Annotated in this window: 19 protein-coding genes; 16 read left to right on the top strand and 3 right to left on the bottom strand. The window is 44.0% G+C overall.

Going from position 1 to position 16,459, the window contains the following annotated elements:
* Window positions 1–4 precede the first annotated feature (4 nt).
* Window positions 5–880, bottom strand: coding sequence for a mechanosensitive ion channel family protein (locus H5993_RS02350; protein ID WP_275086993.1), 876 nt, complete (start codon window positions 878–880; stop codon window positions 5–7).
* Window positions 881–1,009: 129 nt separating this feature from the next.
* Here H5993_RS02350 and H5993_RS02345 point away from each other — a divergent pair, with 129 nt between their 5' ends.
* Both H5993_RS02345 and H5993_RS02340 read left to right on the top strand, forming a co-directional pair.
* Entirely contained in the window at window positions 1,010–1,423 is a 414-nt protein-coding gene (locus tag H5993_RS02345) for a DUF948 domain-containing protein (protein WP_239457947.1), read from the top strand.
* A 1-nt stretch (window position 1,424) separates the two neighbouring features.
* Window positions 1,425–1,874 (top strand): hypothetical protein, encoded by a 450-nt coding sequence (locus H5993_RS02340; RefSeq protein ID WP_204776057.1) that lies wholly within the window; start codon window positions 1,425–1,427, stop codon window positions 1,872–1,874.
* A gap of 301 nt (window positions 1,875–2,175) precedes the next feature.
* On the opposite strand, the gene H5993_RS02335 is transcribed toward H5993_RS02340, so the two are convergent.
* Complete coding sequence (locus H5993_RS02335; RefSeq protein ID WP_204776056.1) at window positions 2,176–3,273, bottom strand: M24 family metallopeptidase; 1,098 nt, start codon at window positions 3,271–3,273, stop codon at window positions 2,176–2,178.
* 172 nt (window positions 3,274–3,445) lie between these two features.
* Between H5993_RS02335 and ccpA the strand changes: the two genes are divergently transcribed.
* The 14 genes from ccpA to H5993_RS02260 all read left to right on the top strand — a co-directional run bounded on the left by ccpA (window position 3,446) and on the right by H5993_RS02260 (window position 15,303).
* On the top strand, window positions 3,446–4,471 hold the full coding sequence (ccpA, locus tag H5993_RS02330; protein ID WP_180870138.1) for a catabolite control protein A: 1,026 nt from the start codon (window positions 3,446–3,448) through the stop codon (window positions 4,469–4,471).
* 5 nt (window positions 4,472–4,476) lie between these two features.
* On the top strand, window positions 4,477–5,325 hold the full coding sequence (locus H5993_RS02325) for a hypothetical protein (protein WP_204776055.1): 849 nt from the start codon (window positions 4,477–4,479) through the stop codon (window positions 5,323–5,325).
* 92 nt (window positions 5,326–5,417) lie between these two features.
* Window positions 5,418–6,146 (top strand): YebC/PmpR family DNA-binding transcriptional regulator, encoded by a 729-nt coding sequence (locus tag H5993_RS02320; RefSeq protein ID WP_204776054.1) that lies wholly within the window; start codon window positions 5,418–5,420, stop codon window positions 6,144–6,146.
* 485 nt (window positions 6,147–6,631) lie between these two features.
* Entirely contained in the window at window positions 6,632–8,602 is a 1,971-nt protein-coding gene (comGA, locus tag H5993_RS09455; RefSeq protein WP_239457946.1) for a competence type IV pilus ATPase ComGA, read from the top strand.
* Between the two features lies 1 nt (window position 8,603).
* Entirely contained in the window at window positions 8,604–8,915 is a 312-nt protein-coding gene (gene comGC / locus H5993_RS02305) for a competence type IV pilus major pilin ComGC (RefSeq protein ID WP_204776052.1), read from the top strand.
* Complete coding sequence (locus H5993_RS02300) at window positions 8,912–9,388, top strand: hypothetical protein (RefSeq protein ID WP_180870132.1); 477 nt, start codon at window positions 8,912–8,914, stop codon at window positions 9,386–9,388. The genes comGC and H5993_RS02300 overlap by 4 nt, the downstream gene beginning before the upstream one ends.
* Entirely contained in the window at window positions 9,375–9,641 is a 267-nt protein-coding gene (locus tag H5993_RS02295) for a hypothetical protein (RefSeq protein WP_204776051.1), read from the top strand. The genes H5993_RS02300 and H5993_RS02295 overlap by 14 nt, the downstream gene beginning before the upstream one ends.
* Window positions 9,638–10,168, top strand: a complete 531-nt coding sequence (locus H5993_RS02290) for a hypothetical protein (protein ID WP_180870128.1) — start codon at window positions 9,638–9,640, stop codon at window positions 10,166–10,168. The genes H5993_RS02295 and H5993_RS02290 overlap by 4 nt, the downstream gene beginning before the upstream one ends.
* Before the next feature lie 188 nt (window positions 10,169–10,356).
* Window positions 10,357–11,370, top strand: coding sequence for a class I SAM-dependent methyltransferase (locus tag H5993_RS02285; protein WP_338033121.1), 1,014 nt, complete (start codon window positions 10,357–10,359; stop codon window positions 11,368–11,370).
* 17 nt (window positions 11,371–11,387) lie between these two features.
* A complete protein-coding gene (locus tag H5993_RS02280; protein WP_180870127.1) occupies window positions 11,388–12,581 on the top strand; it encodes an acetate/propionate family kinase in 1,194 nt (397 codons plus the stop codon).
* Between the two features lie 132 nt (window positions 12,582–12,713).
* Window positions 12,714–13,331: a metallophosphoesterase gene (locus H5993_RS02275; protein ID WP_180870125.1), complete on the top strand. Its 618-nt coding sequence runs from the start codon at window positions 12,714–12,716 to the stop codon at window positions 13,329–13,331.
* Window positions 13,331–13,816 carry a YutD family protein gene (locus tag H5993_RS02270; RefSeq protein WP_180870123.1) on the top strand — a complete coding sequence of 162 codons (486 nt, stop codon included), beginning with the start codon at window positions 13,331–13,333 and terminating at the stop codon, window positions 13,814–13,816. The genes H5993_RS02275 and H5993_RS02270 overlap by 1 nt, the downstream gene beginning before the upstream one ends.
* Before the next feature lie 16 nt (window positions 13,817–13,832).
* On the top strand, window positions 13,833–14,621 hold the full coding sequence (locus H5993_RS02265) for a TIGR01457 family HAD-type hydrolase (RefSeq protein WP_180870122.1): 789 nt from the start codon (window positions 13,833–13,835) through the stop codon (window positions 14,619–14,621).
* A complete protein-coding gene (locus H5993_RS02260; RefSeq protein ID WP_180870120.1) occupies window positions 14,602–15,303 on the top strand; it encodes a lipoprotein intramolecular transacylase Lit in 702 nt (233 codons plus the stop codon). Before H5993_RS02265 ends, H5993_RS02260 begins: the two co-directional genes overlap by 20 nt.
* Here the strand turns inward: H5993_RS02260 and H5993_RS02255 are convergent.
* Window positions 15,217–15,864 carry a VTT domain-containing protein gene (locus H5993_RS02255; protein ID WP_180870119.1) on the bottom strand — a complete coding sequence of 216 codons (648 nt, stop codon included), beginning with the start codon at window positions 15,862–15,864 and terminating at the stop codon, window positions 15,217–15,219. The two genes, H5993_RS02260 and H5993_RS02255, sit on opposite strands and share 87 nt — an antisense overlap.
* Between the last annotated feature and the right edge of the window lie 595 nt (window positions 15,865–16,459).

The raw sequence follows: 16,459 nt of genomic DNA, 5'->3' as shown, positions 1-16,459 counted from the left end.
CTTCCTAATTCGTGCTTGGTTGATTAAAAGTTGGGGCAAAGGCAATTCCTGCCGTATTGAGGGCCTTTAGGGCGTCATTTAAAAGTTCGCTCGCTAACGTAGCCACCACGGCGGTATTAGCTTTGACACTCAGCTGATAGAAAAGTTGGCCCTTCACGGTTACTGGTCCAAGGATTGTAGCGCTTGCCCCTTGCCATTCTTTCCTTGCAAGATGGTTAGTAATTTCTTGGCTGATGATTTGGTTGACTTGATCAAGGGGGGCCGCTGGGGCTAATGGAAGATCAATGGTCTGGGTTAATTGGTGGCGAGAATAATTTTTAACCGTCGTGATATTCCGATTGGGGATGAAATTTAAGGTCCCGTCAGCACTTAAAATCTTGGTCGTCCGTAAGCCTAGGGCAGTGATCGTACCTTTGATTTGGCCAATTTCGACGACATCGCCAACGTCGAGTTGTTGTTCTAGTAAGAGGAAGAGCCCATTAACCATATCGGAAACAAACCCTTGTGCCCCAAGCCCTAAGGCGATGGAGAAGATCCCCGCACCGGCAATCAAGGTTCCCACTGGTACGCCGATCATCGAAAGTACTGCGTAGAGATAGAAGAGGTAGCAAGTATAACGAAAAATATTTAGCGTCAACATGTGGAAGGTGGCGGCTCGCCGATTACCTCCCAAGATTTCAATCCGTTTAGTTTGTTTAAACAGCGAATTAATGATAATTTTCCCAATCCATAAGATTAAAAAGAAAATGATGGTCGCTAAGATTAAACTGGCCAACTTATCAATAAAATTGCTAACCAGGTTTTGCCACCGTAATTTTGCGAGGGAGGAACTAATTTCGTTGATTTGGTTTTTTACCTGCGGGGTCATCGCCGCTGCCATTTTGATTACTCCTTTAAAGGAAATTTTTTTAAACAACTATAAATGTAGCGAAAGCAAGGAAAGAATGCAAATCTAATTGCGACGAAAGTGGTTCCATGCTATGCTAAATTAAAATCAAAGGGGGCATCAATGATGACAGTTGGACAATTAGCAGGAATGATTGCGGCCGTAGCCTTCGTAGTCTTGGTAATCGCATTGGTTTGGTTCTTGGTTCAAGTCGTTAAGGCAATTCAGCAAGCAACTGCTAACCTTGCAGACTTAACCAAAGAAGCCACTGAGCTGAGCCACCAGGCTGATGGCATCCTGAAAAATACAAATGAATTATTGGAAGATATTAACGATAAAGCTGATAAAGTCGATCCAGCTTTCGTTGCGGTCGGTGAAGTTGGCCAAAGCGTTAGTGACTTAAACGATGCTTCACGGGATTTCATGGACCACCTTGCTCAACGGCGGGCTCGTCGCAACAAATGGACTACCAAATTAGGTGAAGCAGTAGCGGTTAGTTTATTTAATCGTTTGAAGAACCGAAAGAAGGAGAAGTAAAATGGCAAAACGTTTATTAACGACCTTAGTGCTTGGTGGAGCGGCAGCGGCCACCGGTTGGCACTTCATGAATAGTGAAAAGAAAGCTGCGGTTAAGGCGCAAACCCGAAAGTATGTCGACAACGCTTTAGATGTAACCACTGATTACGTTCTAGAAGTTTTAGATATTACTGATGGTTTGATTGCGGATTACTCTGATCGGTTTGGTGGTCGCTTCATGGCGGTTAAAGAACAAGCCCAAGCTCAATCTGAAAAGTTGGCTAAGGCCGTTATGCCAAAGGGGTTTGACGAAAAGACCGCTGATCTGCGCGATGAATTAAAAGCTGCTAAGGAAGTCGAAAAAGCTGATGACATTGTAATTGATCAAACGGCGACGGCTGAAGAAACTAATGAAGAAGCTGGGGATGCTTCAGTAGATAACAAGGATGCATCATTAAGTAGTGAAAAATAGGCGGAGAAGCAAATATTTAAGCTACCAAAGCTAAGAGAGGCTGAGAAGAAACACGAGTTTCTTCTCAGCCTCTCTTTCATCTCCGAATGTTACTCAGTAACTAAGGTCAAAAAGCACGGCCTTAGCGGATAAGTGCGAACGAAAGGACGATTCTAATGAATCAACCTTCGTTCTTCTTATCCCAACCAGGCCGTCAAGGAGCTTTTTTCCCAACCTCTCTCTTTCATCTCCGAATCTACGGTCAAAGCAGTTATTAAGTAGAGATAGCTACCCAACCGACTGTGACAATCCATCAGGTTGCTTACTTGACTGCCATAAACTCTTTCGAGGTGTGGGTAAATGGTTCACACCCATCTTCAGTGATATGAACACAGTCTTCGATTCTTACGCCGGCAAAGCCAGGAATGTAAATCCCCGGTTCAATGGAGAAACACATGCCGGGTTCAAGGACAAGGTCGTTGCCTTCCATGATTGAAGGAAATTCGTGTTCACTCATCCCCATCCCGTGGCCAAGCCGGTGAATAAAGTATTCACCGTAGCCAGCCTTGGTGATGATATTCCGCGCGATTTTGTCTAGTTTGGCGGCAGTTATTCCAGGTTTAGCAGCTGCTTGCGCGGTTAATTGGGCTTCTAGGCAAACATCAAAGATTTCCCGTTGCCGATCAGAAATGTCGCCAATGGCAATCGTCCGGGAAGCGTCACTAATGTAGCCATCAAAGACGGTCCCAAGGTCAAAGAGAACCATGTCATGGTCTTGGATTACGCGGTCAGAAGTGGCACCATGCGGTTCCGCAGCGTGCGCCCCAGTTTGAACGAGGGTGTCGAAACTCATTTGCATAATTCCTTTTTGCTTTAAGGCGTATTCAAGTTCGGCCGCGACCGCTTGTTCCTTAACGCCAGGGTGAGCGGCCTTGAAACCAACTTCGAAGGCAAAGTCAGCCCATTTTCCCGCTTCGTTTAGCTTCGCAATCTCATCTGGTGATTTGATGAGACGCATCTTTTCGATGACTGGGGTTAAGTCAGTTTCGAATTTTGCCTTTGGGAAGTTATCTTGCAAAGCACGTAAGCGGGCCACGGTTAAGAAACCAAGCTCTGCTCCCCACTTAGTCGGGTTGGGGACCCGCTTTTTAACTTGTTGGGCAATCATTTCATAAGGATGTTCGTGGTCTAGGTAACCATAAACGGGGTTTGCCCAACCGGTTTCCTTGATGGCTTCGACTTCAAGGGCGGGAGCAAACAAGAATGGGTCTTGGTCAGGAAAGACCAGGAGGGCTAACACCCGTTCAACCGGGTCACTGTAAAACCCAGTTAAGTATTTAATGGTCATGGGGTCACTAATGTAAGCGACATCGAGCCCCAGTTGACTAATTAATTTACGTAATTGGCTTAATTTGTCCATTTAAAAAGGCCTCCTAGCTAGTTTGATTAAAAAACAATGAACATTTGGTAACAATTATATCACGATCGGGTGAATGATTTGCGCTTTCATGTGAACTTTGCTATATTGTTGAGTGCCAATGAAAACATATGTGAAAGCATACCAGACTTAGCAGGAAGGGGAGTATTTAGTGATGAAGAAACAATCAGTAACTATTTACACAGTTGCACGGGAAGCACGGGTTTCAATGGCGACGGTTTCCCGGGTCGTTAATGGGAACCCAAACGTTAAACCCGAAACCCGGAAAAAGGTCCTCGAAGTAATTAAGGAATTGAACTACCGGCCCAATGCGGTTGCTCGTGGCTTGGCAAGTAAGAAGACCACGACGGTCGGGGTTGTCATTCCTTCAATTACCAATGATTATTTTGCGCGGCTAGCCCTTGGAATCGACGATATCGCTTCGATGTACAAGTACAATATGATTTTAACTAATTCCGACGCCGATGATGGCAAAGCCCTGCAAGTGGTGCGGAGTATGATGGCCAAGCAAGTTGATGGGATTATTTTCATGGGGCATGACATTACCCCGGACTTACAAACTGAATTTGAAAATTCAACGATTCCAGTGGTTGTCGCAGGCTCAATGACTAATGATCCTGAATTACCAACGGTGCGGATTGACTATCGGAAGGCCACTCAAGAAGCCACGACTTACCTCTTGGAACACGGCGCCAAAAAGACGGCGTTGGCAATTGGCTCCAAGGAAACTACGGTTAACAAGGACTTCCGGATTCCTGGATATCAAGCCGCTTTGGAAGCTGCTGGGCAAAGCTTGGATGAAAGCTTAATTTTTGAAGGTCACGATTCTTATAGTGAAGGTTATGCCCTGGCAGAAAAGGTCAAGGATGCTGGCGTTGATGCCATCTTCGCTAGTGATGATGGGATTGCGGCTGGCTTATTGAACGGTCTGACGGATTTAGGCGTTAAGGTACCAGCTGAATTCCAAATCATTACGGGGAATGATACTAAGTTGGCGGAGGTCACGCGGCCGATGTTAACCTCGATTACTCAACCGCTTTATGATCTTGGAGCGGTTTCCATGCGGTTATTGACTAAGTTGATGAATGGGGATCAAGAAGAAAGCGATCAACCAACGAAGATCGAAGGCTCAAGTGTGATCCTCAACCATGGCTTTGTCGAACGGCAAACCACGCGTTAAGCAAGATGGCAGAAACAAAATTAACCCGGGAAGAATTAAGGCGACAACGAGAAGCTAATACGCCTCCAAAGACAACGGCAACGGTTGAAAAACATCCTTGGCATCTTTGGAGATACCTGGTGGCGATCTTGGTCGCCCTTTTCTTCATGGTTGGGGTGTGGGCGCATCAGACGGTTTTAAACGAATCGAAGGCCGAAGCAACCCTTACGAATACGACGATTTTATCAACGGTCCAAAGTGAATTGAATAGTGGCCTAACGCAGTATGGCCTATCAGATTTAGTGACGACGAGTGATACGAAATCAATTTTGCATCAGCTAGTTTCTGAGGTGTATGGAAATCAGAAGTTATCCCTTGACTTGTCCTCAATTACGGATCGGGTTAGCAACGAAGCTAATTCCAGTCTTTCGGTTTACGGGGTCCAAATTCCGAGTCAGTTAACGAATGGCGTTGCCGGAACTGTTAATACGGCAATTAACAACCAATTAAATACGAGTCAATTGCAAAGCTTCGAGCAAGGGATTCAAGTGGCAAAGATTGTTGACTGGGCGATCATGATTTTTACTGGATTATGGTTAGGGCTATTAGCAATTCGTGAGTTAAAAAATCATTCCTTAAGGCGATATATCAGTGTGGTAAGCCTGCTGAGCGGTATTTTAATGTTTATTTTGGTGGCCGGGGTTAACGGCTATCTCAAAACGCTAAACTTTAGTAATGCGATTGCAAATAGCATCCTTACCGCTACCACCAATACAGTGACGCATACCGGCCAATTGATTGCCTTAATTGCGGTGATTATCGGCCTTGGCTTCCTGGTTTTAAGCTTCATCTTTCGCCGGCGCCAGCGATCATAAGGAGGAAAGCTCGTCTGAGGGTTGAAATTAACGGTGGAAACTGTTAGAATTCAAATGTTTGTTATCAATTAAAAAGAAAAGAGGAGTTAGTAATGTCAGGACATTCAAAATGGCATAACATCCAAGGGCGGAAAAACGCCCAAGATGCTAAGCGTGGTAAGATTTTTCAAAAGATTTCACGTGACTTGTACCAAGCCGCTAAAGCAGGTGACCCGGATCCCGACAACAATCCTCAACTTCGGCTGGTGATGGAAAAGGCGCGGGCAGCTAACATGCCTAAGCAAAACATCCAACGGGCCATCGACAAGGCGACTGGTGCTGGTGGTGCCAACTTCGAAGAAATTACTTACGAAGGTTACGGTCCAGGTGGGGTTGCGGTAATGGTCTTCTGCCTTACTGACAACAAGAACCGGACGGCGGCTGCGATTCGTTCGGCCTTCACCCACTCTGGGGGCTCCCTGGGGGCTAACGGTTCAGTTTCCTACATGTTCAATCGGATGGGGTTAATTGAAATCCTCCGTGACGGTTTGGACAAGGATGAAGATGAAGTCTTGATGGATGCTTTGGACGCTGGGGCTGATGATATGAAGGCTTCAGATGACAAGTTCCAAATCTTCACTGATCCAAGTGCAATGCCATCCGTCCGGGACGCCCTACAAGAAAAGGGTTACGAACTTGATACTGCTGAAGTAACCATGATTCCGGAAAACAAGACTAAGGTTCCTGATGACAAGGTTGGCCAATACCAACACTTGATTGATGAACTTGAAAACAACGATGACGTGGCTGACGTATACGAAGCCGCATACATCGAAGAATAATTGAATGATAACGTTAGTTGGGCAAGTCCGGACTAGTGGTGAAAGAGGTTAAGCTTTTAGCTTAGCCTCTTTTTTATTTTAAGTAACTTTATGAAGGACGACCGTTCGTTTGCGGTAGTCTAATCAGTGCAGAGTGGAGAAATGAGTTGTAATTAAACTTACCTAGCCCCGCGAGTGACTATTTAGCGAAAAGAATTGCGGCTCAATCGCAGGCAAATGATGAGCAAGCGATTGAAATTGTAAAAATTGTGATCGAGCGTTGGCCAAAAACGTAGTTAAGTCAACGATGGCAAATTTTAGGCTAAAGGAGGGGAATGATTTTGGATCAAGCTAGGTTTAATGTACACATTTTGGTTTAATGTCCATTAATTATTTTAGGTTTAAAATCCGATAATCCTTGTTAAATTAACGTTTAAAATATTTTTAAATAAATAAAAATTTTCACCCCCCCTTTACGTATCTATATAAGTAAAGGGGGAATTTTTTTGGACTTAGAACGAAATTTTACCAAAACCTTGACCGCTGCGATTGGTGAGCGGGTTTCGGATTTGTATTTGTTACCGCGGGATAGGGAATATCAGTTATGCCTTTTAAAGGCGGGTAAATTGGAGTTGGCTGCCCAATATTCATTGGCAGCGGGGCAACAGTTGATTTCGTATTTAAAATATCAAGCTGATATGGCGGTTAGTGAACATCGGCGACCACAAACGGGAGCACTCCGATGGCCAGTTCCGGGCCAAGCACCGATTGATTTTCGTTTGTCAACGGTTGGTGATTACCGGGGTTGTGAATCTTTAGTCATTCGCTTTATTTACCGCTTAACTGACCAATATCAGCTGATGTTACCTGATCAATGGGAAAAGCTTAGTCAAGCCTGCCTCCAACGGGGGTTGATGTTGTTTTCCGGGCCGATGGGTTCAGGGAAGACAACAACGATGTACCGCTTAGCTCGGCAACTAAAAGATCAGCACGTCATAATGACCATTGAAGATCCAGTTGAAATTGATGAGCCCGGCTTCATTCAACTGCAGGTTAATGAACTCGCCCAAATGGGGTACCAAGACCTATTACGAGTTGGCTTACGGCACCGGCCAGATATCTTTATTATTGGGGAAATCCGGGATCCGGAAACCGCCCAAATCGCAGTCCGGGCCGCCCTAAGTGGGCACTTAGTCTTGGCGACTGTTCATGCGCGTTCTGCTTGGGGGGTAGTGAGTCGGTTAAAAGAATTGGGGGTTGCGGAGCACTATCTTGAACAAACCTTAAATACGATTTGTTATCAACGGTTGCTTCCGTTAGCAGATGGTCAACAAGCCGTCTTGTTTGATCTTTTAAGCGGGACTGATTTGGTTAGTCGACTGGAAAAGAACCATCAAGGGGGATGTCAGATGAATGGCAAACTACGCTTCAAACGGCGCAAAGGCAGGGAACCATTAGTGCCAAAACTGCCACGCAATATTCGGCGGGTTAAGGTTAAACGGGAGCATCTAGCCCAGTGGTTTGGTTTGATGGTGGACATGTTACAAGTCGGTTTTTCAATTCGTCAAACCTTGGAGTTTACGATAACCATGATGCCCAAACAGGAGCCGGTGATTGCATACGTTGAAAAACAACTGGAACGGGGGATGAGTTTTGCCGATGCAATGCGCCCGTGGCTAACCGCGGATCTTTATTACCAGCTACAGTTAGCCGAACATCATGGCGAACTAACTGTTGCTTTAGGTGAAATGAGTAAGTATTTAGCACTGCGGGAAAAGGAACGGCAACAGTTGCGGGCGCTGGCCCAGTATCCGCTCTTACTCTTTGGGATGCTAGTTGGCTTGGGAGTGGTGATGCGCTTATATATCTACCCAGAGTTAAATGACTGGCAAACTTGGCAGTTACCAGGTTGGGTTACGAGTTTAAAAGCCGCTTTGTTAGGCGCAAGTGGGGCCGGCTTAACGCTCGGACTCTTACGTTACCTAGCCTGGCGAAAACAACCGCGACTTGCCCAGGTAAATTATCTTTGCCGTTTGCCCATTGTCGGGCGCCTAGTCCGACTGTATTTTGGTTACTATCTCACGAGTAACTTGGCAATTTTAGTACGCCGTGGACTTTCCCTGAAAGAAATTTGTGCCTTATTTAGTGAATTTGACCCGGCCTCACTGTTATATCAGTTGGGGCATCAGTTAGCTCACCAAGGACAAAGCGGGGCGGATTTAAATATCTTCGTTAAAAATCAACCATGTTTGCCCAATGAACTAATTTCCTTTATTGGGCGGGGATTAACGAATGAACGTCTCGGTGAGGAATTTTCCCTGTTTGCCCGCTTACAGTTTGAACGCCTACAACGACAAACGGAGAGCTTGATTGTGATGTTGCAGCCAATTTTGTTTTTAGTCGTTACCCTAGGAATTTTAGGCATGTATTTAAGTCTTTTATTACCAATTTATCAATCAATTACGGTGGTGAAGTAAAATGAAAAAAATATTGAAGAAGCGATCTGGATTTACTTTGATTGAAATGTCAATTGTCTTGTTTATTATTGCCCTCTTAGTTTTGATTATTTTGCCAAACTTAGCGAGTCAGCGAAAGCACGCTAACCATGTTCATCAAGATGCAATGGTAAATGTCGTTCAAACGCAAATTGATCTCTATGAAAACAATACGGGAAAGGACGTCACCGGTTTTGATGATTTACAGACGAACGATTATTTAACTGAAGCCCAAGTTAAAAAAGCGCAGAAAGAAAACATCAAAATTCAAGGTGGTAAGGCGGTTAGAGAATGAGACGGTCGGCCTTTACCCTGGCGGAAATGATATTAGTTTTAGGGATCCTGGCCTTAACCCTTTTGCTGACGACGCCCAAGATGGTTCGCTCTTATGAACACTGGGAACAACAACGGTTTTTTAAGCGGTTAGAGCAGGAGTGGAATGGTTCTTTGACTTATGCAAGAGCAATTGACCATCGGGTATTTGTTCAGTTTATTCCAACAAGGCAGGTAGTGAGTTTTCAGACCAAAAACAATGGTCAAGCTTATACAAACCTAAAATTACCCCATTCGCTACGCATGGGAATTGGCAATGAAGGTGAAAAGGATTGGCAGATTACCCAAGATGGGATAACCAGTCCAGGAACGATTACATTCTATGACCGACGAACGGAGGAACGCTATGAGATGCGGATTCAAATGGGGGGAGCCTTTAAATTGGTCCATCTGCCACCGGCAACGATTAAGGCAACCGGGGATGATGGCCGCTAACCAATTATTAGCCTTAGGAATCATTAGTGTTGCCCTCGCCTTTTTAGCCGTTAATGTTCAGGCCCTTAAAACCCAACGTTACCAGATGGAGCAAGCGGTAATTGTTAATCGCCTTGCCAAAGAGGCTAGTCAAGAAATTAGGGACGGTCAAAACCAAGTAATCCTCACCCGAGCTGATTATACTGCGCTGGGAACTAAAGCCGGTGTGCAAGTCAAACAAGGGGCAAAAGTAATTTTGGAGGTTAGGCCATGAAGCAACGACCAGCTTTTACCTTGGCAGATGCTATTTTAGGACTCGGAGTTTTAGCGGTTACGGTCCTTTTAATTCAATTAGCCGTTAACCTTTTAAACCGACAAACTAATCTTAGCCTGGGATCAGAAACAACTTGGTACCAGGCAATCAATCTGTTGGAAAGTGACCGCTATGATTTTGAATTGGGGATGATTTCAACCTATCGGGTGCATTTCGTTGATAAAGCGGGCCGAAGATTTTATCTGCAACGCGAAAAAGATAGCCAAGCGCCCTTGGCTTTACGCGGCGTCGATGGTGGTTATCTTCCCTTAGTGTTTCACGTGCAACACGATAGTTTCCAGTGGCGGAAGTTGAATGACCACGAAATCTATTTAACGGTTACTACAAATGATCACAGGAGGCACGAAGCAATTGTTCAGCTTAAAGCACCGCGCCAATGCACTACTGATGGTGATTCTAATCCTAACGTCAGTCACGAGTGTAACTCTTTTCAATTTGACATATTTGGCTCGGCAAAGAGAGATTAACCAGCAACTAGTGCATGAATATCAACACCAAACTCGGCAAAATCTTAACAAGGCACAAGCAAATCAAGCAAAACCGGCAGGAGGGACGAATAATTAAGCTTAAATCCTAATTTAAAGCGCTTGAATTTAAGGACAAAAATCAGTAAACTAGGGATGTTGCAAAAACATGCAGAAGGGAGCGACCCAGACTGGTACAACAAACTCCAGAACAATTATTTGAGCCGTTTGATGAAGCAACGACCCTCTTACAAGCTGCCTTGAAGAGCTCGTATTTGGATGCTTTTCTTGAAAATGCGGAAAACTTGGTTGATGGTGGAAAAGTTCGGATTGAAGATGGCATTCCGGATAAAGCCACGACCGAGAAGATAGCAGCTCAGTATCAAAAACTTGATCTCGAGCATGCCGATCGCGAAACAATCCGGAAATTACTCCAATTGTCGTTGCTTAAAGTGATCCGCAAGGACATGATCCAAGCAAATCATCAAATGACGCCCGATACGATTGGCTTACTCATGGCGGCCTTAGTTGAGCGCCTGGCACAACACCATTTACCAAAGTCAATTCTTGACTTAACCGTCGGGACCGGAAACTTACTTTATACGGTAATGAACCAATTGCAAAGGGATGAACAACAAACCTTGCAAGGGTATGGAATTGATAATGATGATTCACTCTTGGCAGTAGCTAGTGTGAGTGGTGAATTACAAAAGCAAAAGGTGCAACTTTACCACCAAGATGCCGTTCAAGCTTTAGATGTTCCCTTAGTCAACCTCGTGGTTAGTGACTTACCTGTTGGTTATTATCCCTTGGATGATAATACGACCAATTATAAAACCCGGGCCAAAGAAGGCCATTCTTATGTTCACCACTTGTTGATTGAACAGGCAACGAATTACTTACAACCGGGTGGATTTGGACTGTTCTTAATTCCAAGTGATTTGTTTAAGACGAAGGAAACTAAAGGTTTTGTGGAGTGGATTCAGTCGGTTGCTTATTTACAAGGATTGATTAATTTGCCTCATGAGTTATTCGCTAACCCAGCGGCCGAAAAGTCAATTTTGTTATTGCAACGCCACGGAGCTGATAGTCATCAGGCAGGAAAAGTGTTATTAGGGACTTTCCCATCTTTCAAAGATCAAGTAGGCTTCAAGCGCTTTATGGCTGAAGTTGACCAATGGATGGTAAGTAACTTAGCACGGTAAATCAAAGGAGAGTTAATATGTCAAAGTCAATTGCGGTTAATGCCGGTAGTTCAACAGTTAAGTTTAAGTTATTTGATATGCCAAGCGAAAAGGTTGTCGCTGAAGGGCTAATCGAACGGATCGGGCTTGAGATGGGTCACGCCAAGATTAAGTACGGCGATGGCCAAGTTCACGATGAAGAAACTCCATTTAAGGACCATGGGGTTGCTGTTGAATACCTTTTGAAGCAATTAACCAACCTTGGGATCGTTAAGGAATACAATGAAATTACAGCGGTTGGTCACCGGGTTGTTGCTGGGGGCGAATTCTTCAAGGATTCTGCAGTGATCGATGATGATGTGATGGCAAAGATTGACGAATTATCTGAATATGCACCATTACACAACCCAGCAGAATTAATGGGAATTAAGGCCTTCAAGGAGGTTCTTCCTGATGCCTTTGCAATCGCGGTCTTTGACACTTCCTTCCACACGACTATGCCAAAGATGAACGCCTTGTACAGTTTGCCATACGACTGGTATGAAAAGTATGGTGCCCGGAAGTACGGGGCTCACGGGACAAGTCACCGTTATGTTGCAATGCGGGCCGCTGACATGTTGGGTAAGCCATTAGATCAACTCAATTTGATTACGTGCCACATCGGGGCCGGCGCTTCAATCACGGCCATCAAGAAGGGGAAGTCTTATGATACTTCCATGGGCTTTACGCCGTTAGCCGGGATTACCATGGCAACTCGTTCAGGGGATGTTGATCCATCCTTAGTTAACTTCTTGGAGCACAAGCTCAACATTTCTAGCGATGAAATGGTTGATATGTTAAACCACAAGTCCGGGTTGCTCGGTTTATCCGGTATTTCTAGTGATATGCGGGATGTTCAAGCCGCTGCCGAAAAGGGAAACGACCAAGCTCAATTAGCTTTGGACATCTTTGAGAACCGGATTGTTCGCTACATTGGTTCTTACATGGCCGAATTAGGTCACACGGATGCCATTGTCTTTACCGCTGGGGTCGGGGAAAACGACATTGAATTCCGGCAAGCTGTTACTGATCAATTGCAAGGCTTTGGTCTCGGGGTTGATCCAGAAAAGAACAATGTCCGGGGTGTTGAACGCGATATTTCAACGGCTGACGCAACGGTTAAGACTTTGTTAATTCCAACTGACGAAGAATTAATGATTGTTCGGGATATCGAACGTTTGCGGAAGGCTTAATAAACCAAGATCAATTAATCGAGAGGCTGGAAATTAACTCAGCCTCTTTGTTGTTACATAAACTAGTTACCTAAGCCGGCATAAATGAGAAAGTGGCTAGCTTTCTCAATACATACGGGGGGCGAAATTTAAATGCAATATGTAATTTCAGATACGCACTTTTTAGATGCGAATATGTTGGGGATTGATGATTTTGCTCCGCGACCATTTGAAACTGTTCAGGCGATGGATCAGGCAATTATTGATCATTGGAACGAGCGGATCAAGGAAACTGATACGATTTATCACCTTGGTGATCTGGCAGTTGACATCACCCGGTCAGATAAGGAGGTTAATTCAGCGATCTTTACCCTCTTACAGTCGCTAAATGGACGATTGGTTTTAATTAAGGGCAATCATGATCGGCGGAGTCTCTTTAAGTATCTGGCAGCTCATAACTACGATGTGAGTGGCCAACCAAAGTTTGAATTTCATGATGTCGGCAAGCTAATTAAGTATGACCACCGACAATTCTATATGACACATTATCCAATGCTGCTTGGAATCGCGCCGCAGATTGTTAATTTACACGGGCATATCCATCATTACCAACTTCCGTACAAGACAAATTTAAATGTCGGGGTTGATGCTCCTGAATTAGCATTTTTGCCGCAAAAGCCACCATTTGGTACCCCGCTGTCATTTAAAGAAGTCGAGACAATGATTGCGGCTAAAACAGCTTGGTTAGCGAAGCAGGGAGGACAAGGCTAATGAATCGGACTAAGTTTGCCGAATATAGTGAACGCCGTCGAGATGAACGAGCGGGTGTATTTATGATTGAACGGCAAGATGAAACGCATTTTACCTTAAACCATCATCCGTATGAACTCTTAGTCAATCACAAAGCCGCTTTCCAAGCGGATGCGATGGCGGATCGTTTTAGTACGGTTTTGAGCAAGTATGATTATATTGTTGGTGACTGGGGTTTTGATCAATTACGATTGCGGGGGTTTTATGATCCTCAAAATCGCTTGTATACACCAGAACGGGGTGTTGAAACGATTGAGGATTATCTTTTTGAAGCATGTAACTTTGGTTGTGCTTATTTTATTGTCCAAAATCAAGATGTCCAAATTCCGCGGTACTTAAGTAAGCGCCGGGGAGCAAACATTAATGAACGGCGCTTTAACTCGCGCAATAATCACCATCCCCGGGTTCGTCGCCTTAAGAGTGGTCACCGCAGTCAAAAAATGTAATTAGGAGTTATCAAATATGAAGACAAATTATCAAGGTTATTTTATCGATCTTGATGGCACCATGTATAAGGGAAAGCAGAAGATTCCGGCAGCCCCCGGCTTTATTCAACGGTTACGTAAAGCTGGGAAGCAAATCATGTTCTTGACGAATAATAGCACGAGGACTCCGGCTGAAGTAGCAAGGAATTTACAAACTAACCACGGGATTGAAGCCTATCCAGAAGAGGTTTATACCACGGCCTTGGCAACGGCCGATTATTTAAAGGCTAACATTAAGGAGCGTCCGAAAACCGCTTATGTCGTTGGCGAAGAGGGTTTGAAAATTGCAATTCAAGCGGCTGATTTTACCTTAACCCCGACGAAGCCATCATATGTTGTAGTTGGCTTGGATACTCAAGTTACTTACCAAAAATTAGAAACGGCGGTCCTCGATATTTTAGCGGGAGCAACCTTTGTCGGAACCAATGCCGACAGTAACTTACCAAATGAAAAAGGGTTAACACCTGGAGCGGGTTCTTTAATTAAACTGGTGGAATATGCCACCACGGTTGGTGGTGTTAAACCAATTATGATTGGGAAACCAGAAACTTTGATTATGGAATTAGCGCTTAAGCGGAGTGGCCTCAAACGAAATCAAGTAGTGATGGTAGGGGATAACTATCGCACCGATATTTTAGCGGGTATCCGGAGTCAAATTGATACGCTCCTAGTGTACACAGGGGTTTCTACTCCTGAACAAGTTGAAAAGCAAACTCAACAACCAACCTATACTGTGAGGACTTTAGATGAGTGGCAAGTCAATTAAGGCAATTAGTATTAGCGGATTAGCAGTTATTAGCGGCGGACTGACAATGTTAGGCGTCGCTTTTTTGCTAACCTTGCTACTTTCGCCGGTTCTTTTATCTTATTCAAGTCATTTCTACGGCCTTACTTATTATCAAGAATTTCAGGAGTACTGGCGGATCATTCATTATTTTGCTAGTTGGCAACCATGGCTAACCTTTAAATGGCTCCCCTTAGCAGTTGCTGGTCAGCGACATTTCGCTGAAGTCCGCGGACTTATTTGGTGGGGCGGAGTGATTACGCTAATTGCGGGGATCGTGTTTGCTTGGACCTTGAAGTGGTTAAAGGTAAATTACCAACTATGGCGCTTAGTTCCAGGCTTGCAGTTTTTACTTTGGCTTTGGATGGCCGGTTTGATCTTTGGGGTAATGAACTTTGATAATTGGTTCATCACTTTTCATCGAGTGATTTTCCATAACCAAGATTGGATTTTTACAACAAAAAAAGAGCCGATCATCCGGCTCCTAACAACAGGTTTCTTTTTACGGTATTTGATTTGTTGGGTATTAATCAACTTAGGTTTAGTTAAGCTTACTCAATCGCTAATTAATCGGTGGTTAGTTAGTCTCCTTGCCAAACCGCGCCTTGATCCCGCCAACAATTGCCGGAATCAAGGTAACAACGATAATTGCAAGGATGATTAATGAGAAGTGCTTTTGGACGAAAGGTAAGTTACCAAAGAAATACCCCCCGCCACAACAAAGGAGCACCCAAGAGATGCATCCAATGATACTAAAACGGCAAAATTTGTAGTACGGGAATCCAGACCCAGCCGCTGCGAATGGAGCAAAGGTCCGGATGATCGGCATAAAGCGCGCCAGAATGATTGCTGGGGCGCCATGTTTTTCAAAGAATTGCTCAGCTCTTTCGAGACTTTTCTTATCAATTAATCGCCCAAACCACGAGTGGCTTGATAAAGAACGACCAATTCGATGTCCAATCAAGAAGTTTAGTGAGTCACCACTAAGGCAAGCGATCAAGAAGACGACTGCAAAGATCCAGATGTTTAAGCCATAACGAGGATCAGCAGCCAGCGCACTCGCGGCAAAGAGGAGAGAGTCACCAGGTAAAAACGGCATAATTACTGCCCCGGTTTCAATAAAGATAACCAAGAATAAGATCAAATAGCTCCAATCACCAAAGGCATTAACAATTTGAACAATGTGCACATCAATGTGGAGAATAAAATCAATCAGTGTCGACATGAGTACTCCTTTTATTCAATATAGTATGTTACCGGTAAATTCTATCAGTCCTATGGATAAAAAGAAAGATGATGTGAGGACTTTAAAGGTTTATTTACGATTAGATTTATCAAAACAAAAAGACGAACTAGCAAGAGCTAAAAAGCGATAACGATCCGCTAATGCGAAACTTTTTCGCCAACTAATTCGATAATTGTAAGGATAAAAGAAATAGTTAAATAAATTTACAGAAAACCTTTGACATTCCTTAAAGAACCCGGTATATTAGATATCGTTGTCACGGCAGTTAATTAAATTCACTGCTGATCAACAAAAGTTAATTAAAAAAGTGGTTGACAAAGAGTTGATAGTTTGATAACATGTAAGAGTTGCTGATGAGCTTAGTAATCAAGAGCTTCAAAAAATGATTTAAAAAAGTTCTTGACATCTTCTAAACCAGATGATATAATAACTAAGCGCTAGGAATTAACTTTCCAAGCAATTCGGTAGACCTTTGAAAACTGAATAAAGTTTCGACGAATCAAATGTGTAGGGTCCTTGATCTTAATGATCGAGGCAAAACATTTGCGAAGTCAATTCGCTTAATTTATTTTTG

Source organism: Limosilactobacillus alvi (assembly GCF_016900115.1).
In the GTDB taxonomy this organism is placed as follows: Bacteria; Bacillota; Bacilli; order Lactobacillales; family Lactobacillaceae; genus Limosilactobacillus; species Limosilactobacillus alvi.
This window is presented reverse-complemented; position numbering and strand designations above follow the sequence as displayed.

Coding starts and splice junctions, on each gene's coding strand:
- H5993_RS02345 (WP_239457947.1), top strand. CDS start 1,010: ATGATGACAGTTGGACAATTAGCAGGAATGATTGCGGCCGTAGCCTTC.
- comGC (WP_204776052.1), top strand. CDS start 8,604: ATGAAAAAAATATTGAAGAAGCGATCTGGATTTACTTTGATTGAAATG.
- H5993_RS02265 (WP_180870122.1), top strand. CDS start 13,833: ATGAAGACAAATTATCAAGGTTATTTTATCGATCTTGATGGCACCATG.
- H5993_RS02280 (WP_180870127.1), top strand. CDS start 11,388: ATGTCAAAGTCAATTGCGGTTAATGCCGGTAGTTCAACAGTTAAGTTT.
- H5993_RS02350 (WP_275086993.1), bottom strand. CDS start 880: ATGGCAGCGGCGATGACCCCGCAGGTAAAAAACCAAATCAACGAAATT.
- H5993_RS02275 (WP_180870125.1), top strand. CDS start 12,714: ATGCAATATGTAATTTCAGATACGCACTTTTTAGATGCGAATATGTTG.
- H5993_RS02325 (WP_204776055.1), top strand. CDS start 4,477: ATGGCAGAAACAAAATTAACCCGGGAAGAATTAAGGCGACAACGAGAA.
- ccpA (WP_180870138.1), top strand. CDS start 3,446: ATGAAGAAACAATCAGTAACTATTTACACAGTTGCACGGGAAGCACGG.
- H5993_RS02270 (WP_180870123.1), top strand. CDS start 13,331: ATGAATCGGACTAAGTTTGCCGAATATAGTGAACGCCGTCGAGATGAA.
- H5993_RS02320 (WP_204776054.1), top strand. CDS start 5,418: ATGTCAGGACATTCAAAATGGCATAACATCCAAGGGCGGAAAAACGCC.
- H5993_RS02295 (WP_204776051.1), top strand. CDS start 9,375: ATGATGGCCGCTAACCAATTATTAGCCTTAGGAATCATTAGTGTTGCC.
- H5993_RS02290 (WP_180870128.1), top strand. CDS start 9,638: ATGAAGCAACGACCAGCTTTTACCTTGGCAGATGCTATTTTAGGACTC.
- H5993_RS02255 (WP_180870119.1), bottom strand. CDS start 15,864: ATGTCGACACTGATTGATTTTATTCTCCACATTGATGTGCACATTGTT.
- H5993_RS02260 (WP_180870120.1), top strand. CDS start 14,602: ATGAGTGGCAAGTCAATTAAGGCAATTAGTATTAGCGGATTAGCAGTT.
- H5993_RS02300 (WP_180870132.1), top strand. CDS start 8,912: ATGAGACGGTCGGCCTTTACCCTGGCGGAAATGATATTAGTTTTAGGG.
- H5993_RS02335 (WP_204776056.1), bottom strand. CDS start 3,273: ATGGACAAATTAAGCCAATTACGTAAATTAATTAGTCAACTGGGGCTC.
- H5993_RS02340 (WP_204776057.1), top strand. CDS start 1,425: ATGGCAAAACGTTTATTAACGACCTTAGTGCTTGGTGGAGCGGCAGCG.